Origin of the sequence: Archangium gephyra (genome assembly GCF_049060025.1) — a bacterium.
In the GTDB taxonomy this organism is placed as follows: domain Bacteria; phylum Myxococcota; class Myxococcia; order Myxococcales; family Myxococcaceae; genus Archangium; species Archangium gephyra_A.
Window position 1 is genome coordinate 4,095,638 of the sequence record NZ_JBMEQQ010000002.1, and the last position, 16,697, is coordinate 4,112,334.

14 protein-coding genes are annotated in these 16,697 nt (G+C 69.7%); 9 read left to right on the top strand and 5 right to left on the bottom strand.

Annotated elements, in window-relative coordinates:
- The 3 genes from ACN28I_RS17815 (at nucleotide 1) to ACN28I_RS17825 (ending at nucleotide 4,148) form a co-directional block, all read left to right on the top strand.
- Nucleotides 1-663, top strand: a complete 663-nt coding sequence (locus tag ACN28I_RS17815; protein ID WP_420943189.1) for a hypothetical protein — start codon at nucleotides 1-3, stop codon at nucleotides 661-663.
- Between the two features lie 226 nt (nucleotides 664-889).
- Nucleotides 890-3,334: a transglycosylase SLT domain-containing protein gene (locus ACN28I_RS17820; RefSeq protein WP_420943190.1), complete on the top strand. Its 2,445-nt coding sequence runs from the start codon at nucleotides 890-892 to the stop codon at nucleotides 3,332-3,334.
- A gap of 7 nt (nucleotides 3,335-3,341) precedes the next feature.
- Nucleotides 3,342-4,148 (top strand): GNAT family N-acetyltransferase, encoded by an 807-nt coding sequence (locus ACN28I_RS17825; protein WP_420943191.1) that lies wholly within the window; start codon nucleotides 3,342-3,344, stop codon nucleotides 4,146-4,148.
- A 7-nt stretch (nucleotides 4,149-4,155) separates the two neighbouring features.
- On the opposite strand, the gene ACN28I_RS17830 is transcribed toward ACN28I_RS17825, so the two are convergent.
- Nucleotides 4,156-4,998: a DUF3014 domain-containing protein gene (locus ACN28I_RS17830; RefSeq protein ID WP_420943192.1), complete on the bottom strand. Its 843-nt coding sequence runs from the start codon at nucleotides 4,996-4,998 to the stop codon at nucleotides 4,156-4,158.
- The gene (locus tag ACN28I_RS17835) at nucleotides 4,995-6,596 is read right to left on the bottom strand and encodes a sigma 54-interacting transcriptional regulator (RefSeq protein WP_420943193.1); all 1,602 of its coding nucleotides are present in this window, start codon (nucleotides 6,594-6,596) and stop codon (nucleotides 4,995-4,997) included. Before ACN28I_RS17835 ends, ACN28I_RS17830 begins: the two co-directional genes overlap by 4 nt.
- Before the next feature lie 225 nt (nucleotides 6,597-6,821).
- On the opposite strand from ACN28I_RS17835, the gene ACN28I_RS17840 reads away from it, so the two are divergent.
- The 3 genes from ACN28I_RS17840 (at nucleotide 6,822) to dps (ending at nucleotide 8,500) form a co-directional block, all read left to right on the top strand.
- A complete protein-coding gene (locus tag ACN28I_RS17840) occupies nucleotides 6,822-7,376 on the top strand; it encodes a peroxiredoxin (protein ID WP_420943194.1) in 555 nt (184 codons plus the stop codon).
- A 6-nt stretch (nucleotides 7,377-7,382) separates the two neighbouring features.
- Nucleotides 7,383-7,910 carry a carboxymuconolactone decarboxylase family protein gene (locus tag ACN28I_RS17845; protein WP_420943195.1) on the top strand — a complete coding sequence of 176 codons (528 nt, stop codon included), beginning with the start codon at nucleotides 7,383-7,385 and terminating at the stop codon, nucleotides 7,908-7,910.
- 113 nt (nucleotides 7,911-8,023) lie between these two features.
- Complete coding sequence (gene dps, locus ACN28I_RS17850) at nucleotides 8,024-8,500, top strand: DNA starvation/stationary phase protection protein Dps (protein ID WP_420943196.1); 477 nt, start codon at nucleotides 8,024-8,026, stop codon at nucleotides 8,498-8,500.
- Between the two features lie 28 nt (nucleotides 8,501-8,528).
- Here the strand turns inward: dps and ACN28I_RS17855 are convergent, their stop codons facing one another.
- The 3 genes from ACN28I_RS17855 to ACN28I_RS17865 all read right to left on the bottom strand — a co-directional run bounded on the left by ACN28I_RS17855 (nucleotide 8,529) and on the right by ACN28I_RS17865 (nucleotide 13,447).
- Nucleotides 8,529-8,906, bottom strand: a complete 378-nt coding sequence (locus ACN28I_RS17855; protein WP_420943197.1) for a hypothetical protein — start codon at nucleotides 8,904-8,906, stop codon at nucleotides 8,529-8,531.
- Nucleotides 8,907-9,029: 123 nt separating this feature from the next.
- Nucleotides 9,030-11,264, bottom strand: coding sequence for a prolyl oligopeptidase family serine peptidase (locus ACN28I_RS17860; RefSeq protein WP_420943198.1), 2,235 nt, complete (start codon nucleotides 11,262-11,264; stop codon nucleotides 9,030-9,032).
- Nucleotides 11,265-11,371: 107 nt separating this feature from the next.
- Nucleotides 11,372-13,447, bottom strand: a complete 2,076-nt coding sequence (locus ACN28I_RS17865) for a M13 family metallopeptidase (RefSeq protein WP_420943199.1) — start codon at nucleotides 13,445-13,447, stop codon at nucleotides 11,372-11,374.
- Between the two features lie 235 nt (nucleotides 13,448-13,682).
- Between ACN28I_RS17865 and ACN28I_RS17870 the strand changes: the two genes are divergently transcribed.
- The 3 genes from ACN28I_RS17870 (at nucleotide 13,683) to ACN28I_RS17880 (ending at nucleotide 16,682) form a co-directional block, all read left to right on the top strand.
- Entirely contained in the window at nucleotides 13,683-14,126 is a 444-nt protein-coding gene (locus ACN28I_RS17870) for a DoxX family protein (protein WP_420943200.1), read from the top strand.
- Nucleotides 14,123-15,271 (top strand): chromate efflux transporter, encoded by a 1,149-nt coding sequence (chrA, locus tag ACN28I_RS17875; protein WP_420943201.1) that lies wholly within the window; start codon nucleotides 14,123-14,125, stop codon nucleotides 15,269-15,271. Before ACN28I_RS17870 ends, chrA begins: the two co-directional genes overlap by 4 nt.
- A 121-nt stretch (nucleotides 15,272-15,392) precedes the next feature.
- Complete coding sequence (locus tag ACN28I_RS17880) at nucleotides 15,393-16,682, top strand: hypothetical protein (RefSeq protein WP_420943202.1); 1,290 nt, start codon at nucleotides 15,393-15,395, stop codon at nucleotides 16,680-16,682.
- The last annotated feature ends 15 nt before the right edge of the window (nucleotides 16,683-16,697 follow it).

The window sequence follows — 16,697 nt, forward strand, 5'->3', positions numbered from 1 at the left end:
ATGCACCCCCTCGCCGCACTCGTGATGATGCTCGCCGCGGGCACGCCCGAGGGCCCCTGCTTCGTCCCCTCGGACCAGACGGCGGGGTGGAAGCGCGTGGTGTTGCCCGAGGAGGCCCCGGCCCTCGCCGCCCCGGCGGACGTGGACTGGTTCCGCTCCGGCGAGCCCGCCCTCCTCTTCGAGCAGGACGCCTCCGCGTACACCGGCGCGGACTCGGTGCGCCCGGGCCGCATGGCCTACTCCTTCCGGGTGCCCCGCGACGGCCGCCGGCTGGAGCTCGGCTTCCTCGGGGACCTGCGCGGCGCGAAGGTGGACGCCGTGGCGTACGCGGGGGGCCGCTCCTTCCCGCTGCTCGACGAGAAGCGGCTCGCGGGGACGCAGCTCGTGCTGGAGTGGACGATGGAAGGTGTGGACCAGGTGGTGGTGTCCGTGCACCACCACTTGCGCGAGAAGCCGGTCGTGCGCACGTGGCGCGTGGGCCGCCTGCTGAAGCCCGGAGAGGACGCGGCCATGCCCGAGTCCTTCCGCGCACCGCGCTCCCTCTACTTCCTCCACCCGGGGGGCCGGCGGCTGGAGCTGTGCGACGCGCCGGGGCGCACGCCGCGGCTCACCCGCTGGCCCGAGAGCGCCAACGCCTCCGAGGTGACACTGCGCCGGCCGTAATCCCTCACGCGTGGTGAGAAGCACCCCTCCCGGATTTTGAGAGCGGGCGAGCCGCACGGACGCGGTGTCGGGTAGCTCGCCCGCCTGCTCCCTGGCGTGCATGTGTGCCGTGCACGAGACAACGCAGGCGAGCAAGGCGCCGTGCTCCCACACTCCCGGTCCCATTGCACCATTCCTATTTCCTGGTCCTCACGCGCGGTGCGTGCCTCGAACAAGGGGAATGGGTGTGGGACTGGAAAACGCGGCGCTCCGAGGCCTCCTGCGGTACACGAACCGGCTGTTGAGCTGGCCGCTCGTGGCGGCCCTCTGGGTGGCGCCCGCCGCCCGGGCCGAGGCCCAGCAGCAGACACAACAGCAGCAGCCTCCGGCGGGAGACATCTCCAATCTCGCCGAGAGCGCTTCCTCCAAGCATCAACTGCCCTCCTCGCTGGACAGCGAGAACGAGGAGGCCGAGCCCGAGTTCACCATCGGGCCCACCGAGCCCGTGGCGCCCGGTGAGCGCCGGTGGGTGCGCAAGTTCGAGCTCGCCGATCTCAAGTCCTACTTCGCCGAGGGCGTGCTGTCGAAGGCGAAGGACGCGTATGATGGGGGCCGCTACCGCACCGCGCGCCAGCTCCTGGAGGACCAGGAGGCGACGCCGCCGGTGCGCTACCTCCGGGCGATGAGCGCGCTGCGCATGGGCCAGTGGGCCACGGGCGCCGAGGAACTCGCGGCCCTGGCGGAGAGCCACCCGCCCCTGCGCGACTACTGTCACTTCGAGGCCGCGAAGGCCTATGAGCGGCTGCGCAAGTGGACGGAGGCCGTCCACCACTACGGCGCCGTGTCCCCCGGCGCGCGGCGCTTCGAGGATGCGCGCTTCGGCATGGCGGCCATCCTCGAGAAGAAGAAGCGGGACTACGCCGGGGCCGTGGCGGCGCTCACGCCCATCGTCCAGACGGACTCGCCCAAGCCGAACAACCCCCGGCAGGCCGAGGCGTGGCTGACCATCGCCCGGCTGGCGCGCTACCAGGCCGACTACAACGGCGAGCACCGGGCGCACCTCGCCGTCTGGGCGCTCCACCCCTTCTCCAGGCAGGTGCACGCGGCCGTGAAGGGCCTGCGCGACTTGCCCTACGTGCCCAAGTGGAAGGTGGCGCGCGCGGAGACGCTGCTCTCCCTGCACCACAACCACGAGGCGCTGGACATGCTGGAGCGGATGCTCCCGAAGATGGAGCTGCCGGATCCGCTCGCCTGCCGCGCGCACTTCGCCTACGGCACGGCCATGCGCAAGGAGCGCAAGCACTCGCTGGCCATCCGCGCGCTGCGGCCCGTCGTCGAGCAGTGCCAGGACGAGGCGCTGCGCCCGCGCGCCCTCTACGTGCTGGGCTACTCGGAGTCGGTGGTGGAGCCGGACAGCTCCATCTCCACCTACCTGACGCTCGCGCGGGACTACCCGAAGCACCCGTACGCGGATGACGCGCTCTTCTACGCGGCGCACAAGGCGCTGGACCGCGGCAACAAGGCGGCGGCCATGGCCGCGTTGGATCAGCTCATCTCCCACCACCCGGATGGCAACTTCGCGGCCGAGGCCCTCTTCCAGCGCTTCTGGGTGTACCGCGCCGAGGGCCAGCAGAACGAGGCGCTCGAGGCCCTCTCGCGGATTGAAGAGCTCAGGGGCAAGGGCTCCACGCACGAGTCGGTGCAGCGCGCCCGCTACTGGCGCTCGCGCACGCTGCTGACGCTGGGCCGCGCCGAGGAGGCGCACGCGCTGATGGAGCGGGTGGCGGCCGAGGGTGCGGCCACGTGGTACGGGCTGATGGCGCGCTCGCGCCTGGCGGCCGAGGCGCCGGAGCGGGCCCGCGCCGTCAACGAGCGGCTGCGCAGCCCCAGCGACGCCATGTCCGTCTGGCCCCTGGACGCGGGCAACCTCGCGGCGGATCCGCACTTCGTCACCGGCATCGAGCTGCTGAAGCTGGAGCACCGCGAGGCGGCCTCGGAGCTGCTGGCGGTGGACCGCAAGGGCCGCACCGAGGAGTCCATCCGGCTGCTCTTCCACATCCTCCACGCCACCGGCTACAAGGGCCATGCGCGCTCCATCGCCTGGTCGCTGCGCCGTGAGGGCCTGGCCGCGCCCACCGAGGCCGAGACGCGCCTCATCTACTCGGCCGCCTATCCGCATGCCTTCCGCAACCTGGTGGTGCAGCACAGCCGGGCGGCGCGGGTGAATCCGGACCTGATGCAGGCCCTCATCCGCGAGGAGAGCGCCTTCAACCCCAAGGCGCGCTCGGCCACGGGAGCGCTGGGCCTGGCCCAGCTCATGCCGGCCACGGCCTTCGCGGTGGCGCGCCAGCTCAACGTGCCGTTGACCACGCCCGCCGCGCTGCTCGAGCCCCGGGAGAACATCCGCCTGGGCTCGGCGTATCTGGGCAGCCTGCAGCGGCGCTTCGCGGGCAACCCGGCCTACGCGGTGGCCAGCTACAACGCCGGCCCGGGCGCGGTGGACCGCTGGCTGTCGCGCTTCCCCGACGCCGAGCTGGACGAGTGGGTGGAGCAGATTCCCGTGGAGGAGACGCGCCACTACGTCAAGCGCGTGCTGGGCAGCGCCTCGGCCTACCAGTTCCTCTACGCCTCGGGAAAGATGACCACGCTGGCCTTCGGGGAGCGCGGCTCCAATAATGCGGGCTCTCGCTGAGCCCGGCATGTCCCACGACGAGATCCACGAATCCAACACCCAGTTGCACGGTTCCTGGCGCTTCTTCGCCAGGAACAGCGTTGCCGGAGAAGTGCTCGACCTGCCCGAAGTGAGCATCGCGTCGAGCAACGTCTCGTGGTCGATGATGAACGCGGCCTTCCTCCCCACCCGGGTGGAGACGGAGGAGGCCCTGGAGCGGGCGGCCGCCACCGCCGCCCGCCACCTGGCACCCAAGGGACGGGGATGGATGCTCGCCCTGTGTGAGGACCAGGTGCCCCCCCGGCTGCGGGAACGGGCCGGGGAGTTGTTCGCCCCTCACGGGTTGAAGCTGTCGATGGTGGCCACCGGCATGGTGGCCGAGCGCCTCGCCCCCGCCATGCGGCCCCAGCCGGTGCTGGAGGTGCGCCAGACGACGGACGCCCAGGGGCGCCGCGACCTCGCCGACGTCAACTCGCGCTGCTACGACGTGCCGCTCGCCACGGGCCGCGAGGCCTTCGACGTGCCGGGCCTCTTCTCGGGGGACGGCACGGGCTTCGTCGGCTACCGCCACGAAGAGGCCGCCACCAGCGCGGCCGTCATCCGGGTGGACGGCGTGGCCTATGTCTCGATGGTGGCCACCCTGCCCCCGCACCGTCAGCTTGGCTGCGCCGAGGCCGTCATGCGCCACGCGCTCGGCGAGGCGGAGCGGGCGTGGGGCATCCAACGCACAGTGCTGCACGCCACCCCGGCGGGCCTGCCCGTGTACCGCCGCATGGGCTACCGGCCCGTGACGCGCTTCCACTTCTACATGGCGGCGCCGCCCCAGGGCCGGTGAGCCGGCGTCAGCGGCTGGCGCGGGGCAGCGCGAGCGCGCCCTGCAACTCGCGCAGCTTGGCTTGAATGGCGCGGGCGTTGGCCGGCCCCATGCGCAGCAGGTGCTTCTGCGCGGCGCTGAGCTGCTCCAGCTCCGGCGCGGCGTAGGCGTAGTTCACCCCCGGCGTGTCCACCACCTCGAGCTCGGCCTCGGGCACCGGCGTGTCCAGCAGCCGCTGGATGGCGTTGGAGAGCGTCTGGTCGAAGCGCTGGCCGGGGCGGCTGATCTCCTTGTAGGCGCCGTCGATGAGCGGCTTGAGCGTCTGGTACGCGCGCACGCTGGCCTGCGTGTCGAGCGAGGTGAAGACGCGCGACACCGTGTCGTAGCGGGCGAAGCTCTCGGGGGCGATGAAGGTGCGGCCCTCGCGCTCGACGACCTGAAAGGTGCCCTGAGGCGCCATGAAGGAGAGCGCGGCGCGCGGGCTCTCCCCCTCGGAGACGTTGCCCGCGGCCGTGGTGAAACGCCGCACGAGGTCCTCGGCGGAGGCGAGCCACTTCGCCAGCTCGGGAATGGAGGACAGGGGGCCCACGAGCTCGCGCACGCGGGCATCACTCTGGCCGAGCGGAGGCAGGGGCACGGCGGGCGCGCCCGGGGCCGCCGGCTCCGCGCCGGGCGTGGGGGCCGCGGCCACGGGCGTGGGAGGCGGGGCGGCGGGAGCGGGCACCTCGGGCTTGCCGCGCAGCACGAGCCAGAGGAGGCCCAGGCCCACCACGGCGAGGGCGGCCATGCCGGCCACCAGGGGCTTGCGCGAGGGAGCGGGCTTCGGTGCGCCGGCGGGTGCCCCCTGGGGCGGCTGCTGCGGGTCGCTCATGATTCCTCCACGGAAGGGTGTGGCATTGCCACGTACTGCTCCATCCGGGTGATGCCCAGCTTCTTCATCCGGCTCTGCAGGGTGGAGGGTTTGAGACCCAACAACGCCGCCGCGCCCCCCGGCCCGTAGATGCGGCCCTGCGTCAGCGTCAGCACCCGCAGGATGTGCTGGCGCTGCACCTCCTCCAGCGTGGGCACCGCGCCCTCCACCAGCGGCGGCGCCTCCACGGCGGCCTTCGCCCCCGGCAGGCGCAGGGGCAGATCGAACGCCTCGGCGCCCAGCTCCGGCTTGCGCGACAGGATGGTGGCGCGCTCCAGCGCGTTGGCCAGCTCGCGGATGTTGCCCGGCCAGTCGTACGCCGCGAGGCGGACAATCCCCTCTCCCGTCACCGTCATCCCCCGCCGCCCGGTGCGCCGGGCCTGCTCGTCCAGAAGGAAGGTGCACAACTGGGGCAGATCCTCCAGCCGCTCGCGCAGCGGAGGCAGCCGCAGCGGGAAGACGCTCAGCCGGTAGTAGAGGTCCTCCCGGAAGCGGCGCTGGGCGATGGCCTGCTGCAGATCCACGTGTGTGGCCGCGAGAATCCGCACGTCCGCGCGCACCGTCCGGTCGCTTCCCACCGGCTCGAAGGTCTTCTCCTGCAAGGCGCGCAGCAGCTTGGCCTGCAGCTCCACGGGCAGCTCGCCCACCTCATCCAGGAAGAGCGTGCCCCCGTGCGCCATCTGGAAGCGCCCCGCCCTGTCCCGCGTGGCGCCGGTGAAGGCCCCCTTCACGTGGCCGAACAGCTCGCTCTCCAGCAGGCCCGCGGGAATGGCCGCGCAGTTGAGCGTCACGAAGGGCGCCTCGGCGCGCGAGCTCCACCGGTGTACCGCCCGCGCCAGCCGCTCCTTGCCCGTGCCCGTCTCCCCCAGCAGCAGCACCGGCGTCTCCGTCTCCGCCACCTGCCGCGCCCGCCGCGCCAGCTCGCGCACCGCCGGGGCCCGCGACGTCTCCAGCACCCCCACCTCGTCCCCGCCGAGCTGCGCCTCCAACAGCCGCGCGTGCTCGTGCTCCCGCCGGTGCAGCCGCTCGAAGGTGCTCTTCTGCTGCGTCTCCTGCAGCGTGGTGGCGAGCATCTGCCCGTACACCTCCACCAGCTCCACCAACTCCCGCGGGTACGTCTCGCACTCCGTCCTGTCCAGCGTCAGCAGGCCGTAGCAGCTCTCCCCCGCGCACAGCGGCACCACCATGCACGAGTGCCCGGGCGGCAGGTCCAACACCCCGTCGAACGGATCTCCGTCCCCGTGCGCGTGGTCCTCGTGGGTGAAGGCGCGGGCCCGGCGTGTCTCCAGCGCCTGGCGCAGCGTGGGGAAGTCCGTCAGCTTCAGCTCGTGGCGCCGCACCTTGTCCGAGGCCAGGGGCCCCCGCGCCGCCACCGCCACCAGCTTTCCTTCTCGCAACAAGAAGAGCGTGGCCAGGTCGAAGCGCACCACCCGGGTGAGCCAGTCCAGCCCGCGGCGCAGCAGCTCCGCCACCGTCTCCTCCGAGACCGCCAGCTCGGCCAGTTCCCGGGCCTGTTCACGAAATCCGCTCCGCGTCACAGAAACGATGTCATCGGCCATGCGTCTTTGTAGATAACCGGAGCGCCACCGAAATGTCAGTGGCGCTGGGCACCGATATTTCGGTATGCACCGATACTGCGGCACCGTCCGGGGAGTGGGTAGGAGTCAACCCTTTGGAATCACAGGTGGAGTTTCCCTGGCACGGACGCTGCTCCCAGTAGTACGCGACGAAACCCTGTCCGGTCTGCCAGCAGGCAGGCCTCAACCCCCAAGGAGTCGAATCACATGCTGACCGTTGGCGACAAGATCCCCGCGTTCAACCTCACGGCCGTCGTGAGCCTGGAGAAGGGCAAGGAGTTCAAGGAGATCAACCAGGACAGCTACAAGGGCAAGTGGCTGGTGCTCTTCTCCTGGCCCAAGGACTTCACCTTCATCTGCCCGACCGAGATCGCCGAGTTCGGCAAGCGGGACAAGGACTTCCAGGACCGCAACGCGCAGGTGCTGGGCCTGAGCACCGACAGCGAGTACGTGCACCACGCGTGGCGCACGCACCACCCGGACCTCAAGGGCCTGCCCTTCCCGATGCTGGCGGACATCAAGCGCGAGCTGAGCGCGGGCCTGGGCATCCTGCACAAGGACGCGGGCGTGGCGCTGCGCGCGACCTTCATCGTGGACCCCCAGGGCATCATCCGGCACGTGTCGGTGAACGACCTGTCGGTGGGCCGGAACGTCTCCGAGACGCTGCGCACGCTGGACGCGTTCCAGACGGACGAGCTGTGCCCCTGCAACTGGCAGAAGGGCGAGGAGACGCTCACCAAGAAGCTGGCGAAGGCGGGGTAATACGTCATGGCGTCGCTCGAAGTCGTTCGCGGTGAGTTGACGGATGCCCACCGGGATACCCGGCTCAACCTCCAGTCGGTGCTGGAGAACAACAGCCTCACCCCCGAGCAGCGCTGGGGGGTGGCGGTGGGCAGTGCCTTCTCGGCCCGGAATGAGCGGCTGAAGGAGGCCCTGCTGCACGAGGCCCGTCAGGCGCTGGGTGAGAAGGCGGATCCCATCATCGAGGACGCGCGCGCCGCGGCCTCGCTGATGGCGATGAACAACGTCTACTACCGGTTCCGCCACATGGTGGGGAAGGAGTCCTACTCCGCCAAGCGGGCCGGCCTGCGGATGAACCGGCTGGTGCAGGTGAGCACCAACAAGGTGGACTTCGAGCTCGTCTGCCTGGCGGTGAGCGCCATCAACGGCTGTGAGACGTGCGTCCAGTCGCACGAGAAGGTCGTCATCGAAGGCGGCCTCTCCGAGGACCAGGTGCACGACGCCGTCCGCATCGCCTCGGTCGTCCACGCGGCGGCGGTGGGCCTCGAGTCGTAGACGTTCCGCTACACGCTGACATCAGACACGCCCTCCGGTGGCAACACCGGGGGGCGCGTCACTTTGCGGGCCCACGCATCTCATTCTCAAACACACACGAAAGGAATGAGCGCATGTACCGCAGCCCCAGCCCCCTCTCCGAGCAGACCCGCACCGCCGTCTCCGCCACGCTCAATGAGCGTCTGGCCGATGGCTTGGATCTCCATAGTCAGATCAAGGTCGCCCACTGGAACATCAAGGGCCCGCAGTTCGCGGCGCTCCACCCGCTCTTCGAGACCTTCGCGGTGAGCCTGGCGGCGCACAACGACTCGGTGGCCGAGCGCGCGGTGACGCTGGGTGGCAAGGCGTACGGCACCAGCCGGCACGTGGCGAAGACGAGCCGGCTGCCGGACTACCCGCAGGAGACGTCGAAGGACCTGGAGCACGTGCGGCTGCTGGCCGACCGCATCGAGTCCTACCTGACCGGCGCGCGAGAGAGCCGCAAGGTGGCCGAGCAGCACCAGGACACGGACACGGTGGACCTGCTCACCGGCATCATCACCGAGTTCGAGAAGCACGCCTGGTTCCTGCGCGCCTCGCTGGAGTCCTGAGACTGACGCTCCCCCACGCGCTCCGGCGTCACTCCTGGGGCGCCTCGTCCGTCGGGCCCTCGTCGATGATCTCCACGTCCTCCTTCACCTCGCCGGAGCCACCGGTGGCCTCGTCGCCGTCCTGGGTGGCCGGGGTCTTTGGCTCCTGCTCGCCGGGCTCCCCCGTGACGTCCCACCGCTTCCCATCGCCCGTGGTCACCGTGGAGTGCTGGCCGCTGTCCCCAGACACCTCGCCGTCATAGACGGTGGGGGCGTCCTCACGGTCCTCGCGCGCCCGCTCGTGGTAGGGCTGCCACACCGCTTCTTCGTTGGAGGGCTCCTCGGCATCGCGCGCATTCGAGGTATTGGCGCAACCCACGAGGCTGAGTGCGAAGGTGGCGGCGGCCAGGATGGAAAGCTTTTTCACGTGGCATCTCCTTGTCCAAATCGTTTCCGGACAAGGTGGATGCCCTTCGGTGTGAGGCAAGGAAGCGGGCAGGCACCCGGGAATGCGCCCGGATGGCTGCCCGCTTCAATTCAGCACCGGAGCTCAGCGCGACTGGTCAGCCGCGACGGCCTGACCGCCGCCCAGACCCATCTGGTGCAGCGTGAAGGCCCACAGGTCCGTGTACTCCTCGATGATCTTCCCGGTGGGCTTGCCCGCGCCGTGACCCGCCTTAGTCTCGATGCGGATGAGTACCGGGGCCTCACCGGCCTGCGCCGCCTGGGCGGCCGCGGTGAACTTGAAGCTGTGGCCCGGTACCACGCGGTCATCGTGGTCCGCGGTGTGGACGAGCATCGCGGGGTAGCGCGTGCCCGGCTTCAGGTTGTGCAGCGGCGAGTACGCGTAGAGCGCCTTGAACTCCTCCGGGTTCTCCGCGGAGCCGTAGTCGCTCGTCCACGCCCAGCCGATGGTGAACTTGTGGAAGCGCAGCATGTCCATCACGCCCACGCCCGGCAGGGCCACGCCGAACAGCTCCGGACGCTGCGTCACCGCCGCGCCCACCAGCAGGCCTCCGTTGGAGCGGCCGTTGATGGCCAGGCGCTGGGTCGAGGTGTACTTGTTGGCGAGCAGCCACTCGGCCGCGGAGATGAAGTCGTCGAAGACGTTCTGCTTCCGCAGCTTCGTGCCCGCCTCGTGCCACTCGCGGCCGTACTCACCACCGCCGCGCAGGTTGGCCACGGCGAAGACGCCGCCCTGCTCCATCCACACCAGGTTGGCCACGCTGAAGCCCGGCATCATCGGGGCGTTGAAGCCGCCGTAGCCGTACAGCAGCGTGGGGTTGGTCCCATCCAGCTTCAGCCCCTTCTTGTGGCTGAGGAACATGGGGACGCGGGTGCCGTCCTTGCTCGTGTAGAAGATCTGCGTCGTCTCGTACTGCGACGGATCGAACTTCACCTTCGGCGCCTTGAACACCTGGCTCTGGCCGGTCTTCAGGTCGTAGCGGTAGATGGTGGTCGGCGTGGTGTAGCTGGCGTAGGCGTAGAAGGTCTCCGTGTCCTGGCGCTTGCCGCCGAAGCCGTAGGTGGTGCCCAGGCCGGGCAGGGCCAGCTCGCCCTTGGCCTTGCCATCACGCGAGTACAGCCGCACCTGCGAGCGGGCATCCTTCATCACGCTGACGACGAACTGATCGTTGATGAAGCTCACATTCGACAGCGTCTCCGCGCCCTGGGGGAGGATCTCCTTCCAGTTCTTGCGCTCCGGCTTGCGCAGGTCCAGGGCGACGAGGCGGCCGCGCGGCGCCTCCAGGTCCGTCTTGAAATAGAAGAGCGTGCCGTCGTTGCCGACGTACTCGTAATCCGCCTCCCACTCCTTGAGCAGCTCGACGACCTGGGCCTTGGGATCCTTCAGGTCCTTGTAGAAGACGAGGTTCTTCGGCGAGGTGCCGTGCGAGACGTTGATGAGCAGGTAGCGCCCGTCATCGCTGACGAAGCCGCTGAAGCCCCACTCCTTCTGGTCCTTGCGCTCGTAGACGAGGACGTCCTCGGCCTGCGGCGTGCCCAGCTTGTGGAAATAGAGCTTCTGGTAATAGTTGGCGCCGCTCATGGCCTCGCCGGCCTTGGGCTCGTCATAGCGGCTGTAGAAGAAGCCCTTGCCGTCCTTCGTCCAGGAGGCACCGGAGAACTTCACCCACTTGACGACGTCCGGCAGGTCCTTGCCCGTGCGCACGTCGCGCACGCGCAGCTCCTTCCAGTCACTGCCGGCGGAGGCCACGCCGTACGCCATCAGGTTGCCGTCGTCGGTGATCTCCAGGCCCGAGAGGGCCACGGTGCCATCCGCGGACAGCGTGTTCGGGTCGAGCAGCACGCGGGGCTCGGCCTCGAGCGAGTCGGCCGTGTAGAGCACGGATTGGGCCTGCAGGCCGTTGTTGCGGTGGAAGAAGTAGCGGTTGCCCTCGCGCCAGGGCACGCCGTACTTCTCGTAGTCCCACAGCTCGGTCATCCGCTGCTTGATTTGAGCGCGGGCGGGGATCTTCTCCAGGTAGCCGAAGGCGAGCTGGTTCTGGGCCTCGATCCACTGGCGGGACTCGGGCGAGTCGGGGTTCTCCAGCCAGCGGTACGGATCGGCCACCTTCGTGCCGTGGTAGTCGTCGACCACCTCATCCTTGCGCGCGGCGGGATAGCTCGGACGGGAGGAGGCCTGGGAGGGAGCGCTCGCCGAGGCGGCGGGTGCGGGGGCGGGCTGGGACGCGCTGGGGGCCTGGGCCTCCAGTTGCGTCGGAGCATGGCTGCAGTGCGTGAGCCAGAGGGCGCACGCGGCGGCGGAAAAAGCGCGGATTCGCATGGTGGCGCGCGAACCTATCAGCCCGGGGGCGTATTTCCGAAACGGCGAAGGACTCGCATGACTCGCCGCGTCGGAAGCGCCCCCGGGGGCACGCCATCACTGAAAAACTACCAGACCTTCACGCGCTGCTCGGGAGGCAGATACGCGCCGTCACCCTCCTTCACACCGAAGGCGGAGTAGAACTCGGGCATGTTGCGCACCACGCCGTTCACCCGGTACTCGCCCGGCGAGTGCGGATCCGTGAGGAGGATCTGCCGCAGGGCATCGTCGCGGTGCAGCGTGCGCCACACCTGGGCCCAGCCGAGGAAGAAGCGCTGGTCACCGGTGAAGCCCTCGATGGCGGGAGCCTCCTGGCCCCCCAGCGACAGCTTGTAGGCCTTGAAGGCCACCGTCAGGCCGCTCAGGTCGCCGATGTTCTCGCCCAGGGTCAGCTTGCCGTTGACGTTCATCCCCTCGAGCGGTTTGAAGGCAGAGTACTGCTCGGCCAGCATGCGGGTGCGCTGCTGGAAGGCGGTCTTGTCCTCCGCGGTCCACCAGTCGCGCAGGTTGCCGTCACCGTCGGAGCGGCTGCCCTGGTCGTCGAAGCCGTGGCTGATCTCATGGCCGATGACGCCGCCGATGGCGCCGTAGTTCACGGCGTCATCCGCCTCGGGATTGAAGAAGGGAGGCTGGAGGATGGCGGCCGGGAAGACGATCTCGTTCATCGTCGAGCTGTAGTAGGCATTCACCGTCTGCGGCGTCATGCCCCACTCGAGCCGGTCGATGGGCTTGCCGAGCTTGTCGAGGTTGCGGTGGAGCTCGAACGTGGTGGCGCGCTTCAGGTTGCCCACCAGATCGTCCTTGCTGACGGTGAGCGCGGAGTAGTCCCGCCACTTCTCCGGGTAGCCGATCTTCACGTTGAACTTCGCCAGCTTCGCCTTGGCCTGGGTCTTGGTGTCCGGGCTCATCCACTCGAGCTGATCGATGCCCTTCTCGAAGGTGACGCGCAGGTTCTTCACCAGCTCCTGCATGCGGGCCTTGCTCTGCGGGCTGAAGTGGCGATCCACGTAGAGCCTGCCGAGCACCTCGCCCAGCGCGAAGTCCACCGCCTCCACCCCGCGCTTCCAACGGGGGCGGTTCTCCTGGAGGCCCTGGAGCGTCTTGCCGCGGAAGACGAACTCGGCCTGCTCGAACGGCGAGCTGAGCAGGGGCGCCATGTCGTCGAGCAGCTTGAAGGTGAGGTACTGCTTGAGCACGGGCAGCGGCGTGTTCGTCAGCGCCGCGGCCATGGCCTGGAAGTAGTCCGGCTGGCGGACGATGACGCCGGGCGTCTTCTCCGCGCCCAGGGCCTCGAGGTAGCGCGGCCAGGAGAAGCCCGGCGTGAGCTGCTCCAGCTCGGCCACGCTCTTGAGGTTGTAGGTGGCCTCGCGGTCCCGGTTGCGCACGCGGTCCCAGTGCTTCTCCGCGAGCGACGTCTCGAGCGCCAGGATGGCCTTGGCCGCACCGGCCGGGTCCTTCTCACCCGCCAGGCCCAGCAGCGTCTCGATATAGGTGAGGTACGCGGCGCGCGTCTCGGCGAAGCGCGGCTCCTGCTTGAAGTAGTAGTCGCGATCCGGCAGGCCGAGCCCGCTCTGGCTGACGTAGGTGATGTAGCGGGTGGCCTGCTTCGCGTCCTGACCCACGTACAGGTTGAACGGCGTCTGGACGCCCAGGTGCATCATCGCGGCGAACAGCTCCGGCAGCCCCTGCTTGTCCTGGAGCGCGGCGATGCGCTCGAGGTCCGCACGCACCGGCTGGAGGCCGAGCGACTCGATGCGCTCAGTGTCCATGAAGCTCTGGTAGAGATCGCCCACCTTCTGCGGGTCGGTGCCGGCCTTCTTGTCCTGGGTGGCGGCGGCCTCCTCGATGAGGGTGCGGAGGGCGGCCTCGCTCTTGTCGCGCAGCTCGATGAAGGAGCCGTAGCGGGCCTTGTCCGCGGGGATCTCGGCCGTCTTCAACCACGTGCCGTTGACGTAGCGGAAGAAGTCATCCTGCGGGCGCACGCTGGGGTCGAAGTACTTGGTGTCGACGCCGAGGGAGCGGGGCTTGGAGGCCTGGACGGCCACTTCCGGCTGGGTGCTCCGAGAGCTGGCCGTGCATCCCAGGAGGAGACAGGCGCCGAGCGTGGGAGCCCAGGAAAGGCGGAGGGGCTTCTTGCTGTTCATGCGTTCTCGCTGTGCTGTGTCGGGTGAGACGAAGGGAGGTAACCCTGGGAACGGCGGGGAATTCCCCAGGATCGTCCGGATTCCCCCGCTTCGGGTGGCGCGCATGCTGCCCGAGCCGCTCGCGAGGCGTCCACCCGCCCCCGGTGGACCCTTCGACACGGAGCGTCGTGACGAGAATGCGCCGCGACAGGGCACACAATCCGTGCGAAGAGCGGCCGGAGAGGAGGGAGTGACGATGCGCTTCGAGCGTCTTCTATCCAGCGGGGCTCCGCCCGAGACACTGCTCATCCGGGTGATGGTGGGAGCGGTCTTCCTGTCCGAGGGCATCCAGAAGTTCCTCTACCCGGGGGAGCTGGGCGTGGGCCGCTTCACGAAGATCGGCCTGCCCGCGCCCGAGGTGCTGGCGCCCTTCGTCGGGGTGGTGGAGATCGTGGGAGGCACGCTGCTGCTGCTCGGCCTGCTGACGCGGCTGGCGGCGGTGCCGCTGATCATCAACATGCTGGTGGCCATCGCCAGCACGAAGGTGCCCATCCTGCTGGGCCGTGGCTTCTGGAGCATGGCCCACGAGTCCCGGACGGACTTCTCCATGCTGCTCGGCGCCCTCTTCCTGCTGCTCGTCGGAGCGGGGCCGTGGTCGGTGGACGCGCGGCTGTCAGCGGGAGCGGAGCGGCGGAAGTGAGCCAGGAGGGTGCGCTGCGGGAGCTGGCGCTGCTCTTCCTGCGGTTGGGGACGACGGCCTTCGGAGGCCCCGCGGCCCACATCGCGCTGATGGAGGACGAGGTCGTCCGGCGCCGCAAGTGGCTCACGCGAGAGGAGTTCCTGGATCTGCTCGGAGCGGCCAACCTCATCCCCGGGCCCAACTCGACAGAGCTCGCCATCCACATCGGCCACCGGCGGGCGGGCTGGAGCGGCCTGGTGGTGGCGGGCACGTGCTTCATCCTCCCGGCGTTCCTCATCGTGTCGGCCATCGCCTGGGTGTACACGCGCTTCGGGCAGCTCCCACGGGTGGGGCATGTCCTGTATGGCGTGAAGCCCGTCATCATCGCGGTGGTGCTGCAGGCCATCTGGGGACTGGCGCGAGGGGCGGCGAAGACGAAGCTGCTGGCGGCGGTGGGCGTGGCCTGCGTGGCGTTGGGATTCCTGGGTGTGAACGAGCTGCTCCTGTTGCTGCTCGCGGGCGGCGTCGTGACGGTGTGGCGGCTGGTGACGCGGAAGCGCGAGGGCGGAGGCACGGCGCCCCCGGCGGTGAAGGCGCTCCTGCCGGGGCTGCCACTGGGCGGGGTGTTGGCGGCGACAGCGGCCCCGGCCTTCAGCCTCGGAGGCCTCTTCCTCTTCTTCGTGAAGGTGGGCTCCGTCCTCTACGGCAGCGGCTACGTGCTGCTGGCCTTCCTGCGCGCGGACCTGGTCGAGCGCTGGGGATGGCTCACCGAGGCGCAATTGCTGGACGCGGTGGCGGTGGGCCAGGTGACGCCCGGGCCCGTCTTCACCACGGCGACCTTCATCGGCTACGTGCTGGGCGGACCCTGGGGCGCGGTGGTGGCCACGGTGGGCATCTTCCTGCCCGCGTTCTTCTTCGTCGCGGTGAGCGGCCCGCTGGTGCCCCGCATGCGCCGCTCGTGGGTGGCGGGGGCCTTTCTCGACGGCGTCAACGTGGCCTCGCTGGCGCTGATGGCCACCGTCACCTGGCAACTCGGACGCGCGGCCCTGGTGGACGTGTGGACGGTGGGCCTCGCGCTCGTCAGCGCCGTGTTGCTCATCCATTACCGCGTCAACTCCGCCTGGCTCGTGCTGGGTGGCGCGGTGGTGGGGCTGCTGGTGGGTTGAGCCAGCGCTCTGCACGACGCTCTGTCCAACCAAGGCTCAGGAATCGACGAATCTCCTGCTCTTCCAGGTAGCTGGCTCTTCCATGTTCTTGGGGAGAGCTTCTGGTGGGAGGGGGTCCTTCATGCTTGTTTCTCTTTTGGCATTCGTCCTGGCCCAGGCTCCAGGGCCCTGTCTGGAGCGCTACCAGAGCCTTCACCCCACCTGTCCTGGGGGCGTTGGCTGTCCTTCGAGCGAGCCGGAGGCCTGTTCGCTCCTGGTCAGCACCTTCGCGGTGGATGAATCACGCCTCGGACAGCTCCTCCGGGAGGACGAGGCCGTCGAGGTCATCCAGCGCGAGGCGGTCCAGCCGGTCCTGGGTGTTGGCGTTGCCGGCACCCCCGGCCAGATCGATGCCACGGTCTCCGTCCAACCGGTGGGGCTCGTGGGTGCCTCACTGGGCGTCGTGTCCAGCGATTACGGCCGGGCCCATCTCCTCACCTTCTCGGCCAACCCGCTCGCCATCGCGAGCAAGGACCCGGGCTCCCAGGCGCGGCTGTCGCGTCTCTTCGATGTCAGCGTCGTGCTGCCCGCTCCTCTCGGGGATGAGCAACCGGCCGGATTCTTCGGCTTGCGGTCCAACATCGACTTCCTCGGTGCCGCGGTGGCCCACCGCGAGCTCGAGACCCTGTCCGCCGCGGCCCTCCAGGCCCAGCGCCAGGCGCTCTCCGCGGGGGGCGGAATCCGCGAGGACTTGCGGCGCGCGCTCGACACGCTCCCCCCCGAGCAGCGTGCACGGTGTCTCGATGCCCTCTTCGCTCCCGGCGGCACGCTCGAGGGGCTCGCCGCCGCCTGCTCCCCCGGGCTTCCCGCCCGGCTCCGGACCGCGGCGGCCGCGAGCCCCCGGTTCCAACAGGCCCTCGACGATTTCGAGGATGCGGTGGACTCCGCGCATGGAGGACTCCAGGTGCAACTGGACGTTCCGGCGACCCGGTCCAGTCCCGTGCCCTTTCGCGCGGCGCTCCTGGGCGCCGGCACGTACAGCCTCACCAGGGACCTCCGCGCACCGTGGCGGGTCGACGCCATGGCGTCGTTCGGCCCGGATTACCTGCTCAGCGCCGGGGAGGGAGCCCTGGGCGCCACCCTCGCCGTCGCGCTGGGCGTGAAGGCACGGCTCCTCCGTGGCATGCCGAGGCTGCATTCGAGCCTCGGACTGAGGGGCCATCTCGGCCAGTCCTCGCCGTTGCGGCCCCTCAGCGTCCCGAGCCTGCCCGGTAACTACCTGCAGGCCCAGCTTGGCCTCAGCCTCCCCATCGGGAGGACAGGCCTGGCCGTGGCCGGCGGCATGAACTGGTCCATCGCGGGCGGGTCCTACTACGGACAGACCGCCTTCTCCGCGAACCTCATCTATTCGCTGCCGGGACGGACACGATGAACCCCAGAGGGGGCC

Excerpts from the sequence above, each read along its gene's own strand:
- ACN28I_RS17845 (WP_420943195.1), top strand. The coding sequence starts at position 7,383 with ATGGCGTCGCTCGAAGTCGTTCGCGGTGAGTTGACGGATGCCCACCGG.
- ACN28I_RS17840 (WP_420943194.1), top strand. The coding sequence starts at position 6,822 with ATGCTGACCGTTGGCGACAAGATCCCCGCGTTCAACCTCACGGCCGTC.
- ACN28I_RS17860 (WP_420943198.1), bottom strand. The coding sequence starts at position 11,264 with ATGCGAATCCGCGCTTTTTCCGCCGCCGCGTGCGCCCTCTGGCTCACG.
- ACN28I_RS17870 (WP_420943200.1), top strand. The coding sequence starts at position 13,683 with ATGCGCTTCGAGCGTCTTCTATCCAGCGGGGCTCCGCCCGAGACACTG.
- dps (WP_420943196.1), top strand. The coding sequence starts at position 8,024 with ATGTACCGCAGCCCCAGCCCCCTCTCCGAGCAGACCCGCACCGCCGTC.
- ACN28I_RS17865 (WP_420943199.1), bottom strand. The coding sequence starts at position 13,447 with ATGAACAGCAAGAAGCCCCTCCGCCTTTCCTGGGCTCCCACGCTCGGC.
- ACN28I_RS17815 (WP_420943189.1), top strand. The coding sequence starts at position 1 with ATGCACCCCCTCGCCGCACTCGTGATGATGCTCGCCGCGGGCACGCCC.
- ACN28I_RS17830 (WP_420943192.1), bottom strand. The coding sequence starts at position 4,998 with ATGAGCGACCCGCAGCAGCCGCCCCAGGGGGCACCCGCCGGCGCACCG.
- ACN28I_RS17835 (WP_420943193.1), bottom strand. The coding sequence starts at position 6,596 with ATGGCCGATGACATCGTTTCTGTGACGCGGAGCGGATTTCGTGAACAG.
- ACN28I_RS17825 (WP_420943191.1), top strand. The coding sequence starts at position 3,342 with ATGTCCCACGACGAGATCCACGAATCCAACACCCAGTTGCACGGTTCC.
- ACN28I_RS17880 (WP_420943202.1), top strand. The coding sequence starts at position 15,393 with ATGCTTGTTTCTCTTTTGGCATTCGTCCTGGCCCAGGCTCCAGGGCCC.